Source organism: Falsiroseomonas oryzae, from assembly GCF_027856955.1.
In the GTDB taxonomy this organism is placed as follows: domain Bacteria; phylum Pseudomonadota; class Alphaproteobacteria; order Acetobacterales; family Acetobacteraceae; genus Falsiroseomonas; species Falsiroseomonas oryzae.
This window is the reverse complement of sequence record NZ_JAPSMD010000712.1, coordinates 1-1804: the sequence shown is the minus strand read 5'-3', so window position 1 is coordinate 1804 and position 1804 is coordinate 1. Positions and strand designations below refer to the sequence as shown.

Here is a 1804-nt window from a genome sequence, read left to right as displayed (position 1 = left end):
CGGGGCGGCGAGGCCGAACCAGCCGGCCACCTCGAAGCCGGGCAGCCCGGCTTCCGGCGCGCTCGGCACATCGGGCAGTTGCGGCAGGCGGCGCGCCTCCGCGGTGGCCAGCGCGCGCACCGTGCCGGCGCGCAGCTGCGGCAGGATATTGGCCACCGTGTCGATGATGCTGTCGATCTGCCCGGCGACCAGGTCGGTCACGGCCGGCGCCGCGCCGCGATAGGGCACGTGCGTCACCTCCACGCCGGCCGCGCGGTTGAACAGCGCCAGCGCGATGTGCAGCGCGGAACCGGAGCCGGCGGAGCCAGCGGTCAGCCGGCCGGGGGCGGCGCGCGCCGCGGCGCTGAACTCCGCCAGCGTGCGCCAGGGGCGCTGCGCATTGACGCACACCACCATCGGCGTCGTCGCAATCAGCGCGACCGGCGCGAAGGCCGTGCGCATGTCGAAGGGCATGCGCTCGTAGAGGAAGGCGTTGGCGGCCAGCGTGCCGAGCGAGCCGACCATCAGCGTGTAGCCGTCGGGCGCCGCCTTCGCGACCAGGTCCGCGCCGATGTTGCCGCCGGCGCCGGCGCGGTTCTCCACCACCACGGGCTGGCCCCAGGCGGCCTGCATCCGCGCCGCGACCGGGCGCGCCAGCGTGTCGGCGATGCCGCCGGGCGGAAAGGGCACGACCAGCCGGATCGGTCGCGTTGGGAAGTCGGCCTGCGCCTGCACGGCGGGCGCGGCCAGCGCGGCCGGCAGGGACAGCACCACGCGGCGGGAGATCGCCATGGCCGTCACTCCGCCCGGATGTTGCCGCGCCGGATCACCGGCTCCAGCTGCGCCCGCGTCGTCTCGATCAGCGCGGCCAGGCGCTGCGGCCCGCCGCCGCCGAGCTCCGAACCCTGCGCCGCGAAGCGGCCGCCGACCTCGGGGTCGGCCAGCATCGTGTCCATCAGGGCGGAGCAGCGCTCGATCACCGGCTGCGGCGTGCCGGCCGGCGCGACCAGGCAGAACCAGGCGCCGAAGACCAGCGGCGAGGCCCCGGCCTCGGCGAAGGTCGGCACGTCCGGCAGCTGCGGCAGGCGGCGCTGAGTCATCACGGCCACCGGCCGCACCTCGCCGCCGCGGATCTGGCCGAGGATATTCGGCACGTTGTCGATGATCATGTCGAGCCGGCCGGCGATGACGTCGAGCACCGCGGCCTGCGCGCCGCGATAGGGCACATGCGTCACCTGCACGCCTTCCGCCTGGTTGAACAGCTCGAGTGCCAGGTGCAGCGAGGAGCCGTTGCCGGCGGAGCCGGAGGTCAGCCGCCCCGGCGCCTCCTTCGCGGCCGCCACCACCTCCCGCACGCTGCGCCAGGGGCGCTGGTTGGCGACGCAGAGCACCTTCGGCGTGTTCACGATCAGCGAGATCGGCGCGAAGTCGCGGCGCGGGTTGAAGGGCAGCGAGGGGAAGAGGAACTCGTTCACCACCATCGGGCCGATCGAGCCGAACAGCAGCGTGTGGCCGTCCGCCGGGCTCTTGGCGACGAGGTCCGCGCCGATGTTGCCGCCCGCGCCGACGCGGTTCTCCACCACGGCGGGCTGGCCGAACTGCGCCTGCAGGCGTTGCGCGTAGGGCCGTGCGAAGCTGTCCACCAGCCCGCCGCCCGGGAAGGGCACGATCAGCCGCACCGGGCGCGTCGGCCAGTCGGACTGCGCCCGGGCGGCCGGCGCCGCGAGCAGCGCGGGCAGCGCAAGCGCGGCGCGGCGGGTGATGCGGTTCATTGTCTCGTTCCCTCCCGATCCAGTGGCGCTACTCGGCCGCGAGGCGGCGCGGC

General features: G+C 75.1%; 2 protein-coding genes. Both read right to left on the bottom strand.

The genetic code is table 11. The annotated features are described in order from the left end of the window. Positions 1-771, bottom strand: a 771-nt coding sequence (locus OZN99_RS30910; protein ID WP_270939035.1) for a Bug family tripartite tricarboxylate transporter substrate binding protein, incomplete at its 3' end; no start/stop codon positions are given. Between the two features lie 5 nt (positions 772-776). After that, on the bottom strand, positions 777-1751 hold the full coding sequence (locus OZN99_RS30905) for a Bug family tripartite tricarboxylate transporter substrate binding protein (protein WP_270939034.1): 975 nt from the start codon (positions 1749-1751) through the stop codon (positions 777-779). Positions 1752-1804 lie beyond the last annotated feature (53 nt).

What these genes read in the sequence shown, in the direction of transcription:
- OZN99_RS30905 (WP_270939034.1), bottom strand. Translation starts at nt 1,751, where the DNA reads ATGAACCGCATCACCCGCCGCGCCGCGCTTGCGCTGCCCGCGCTGCTC.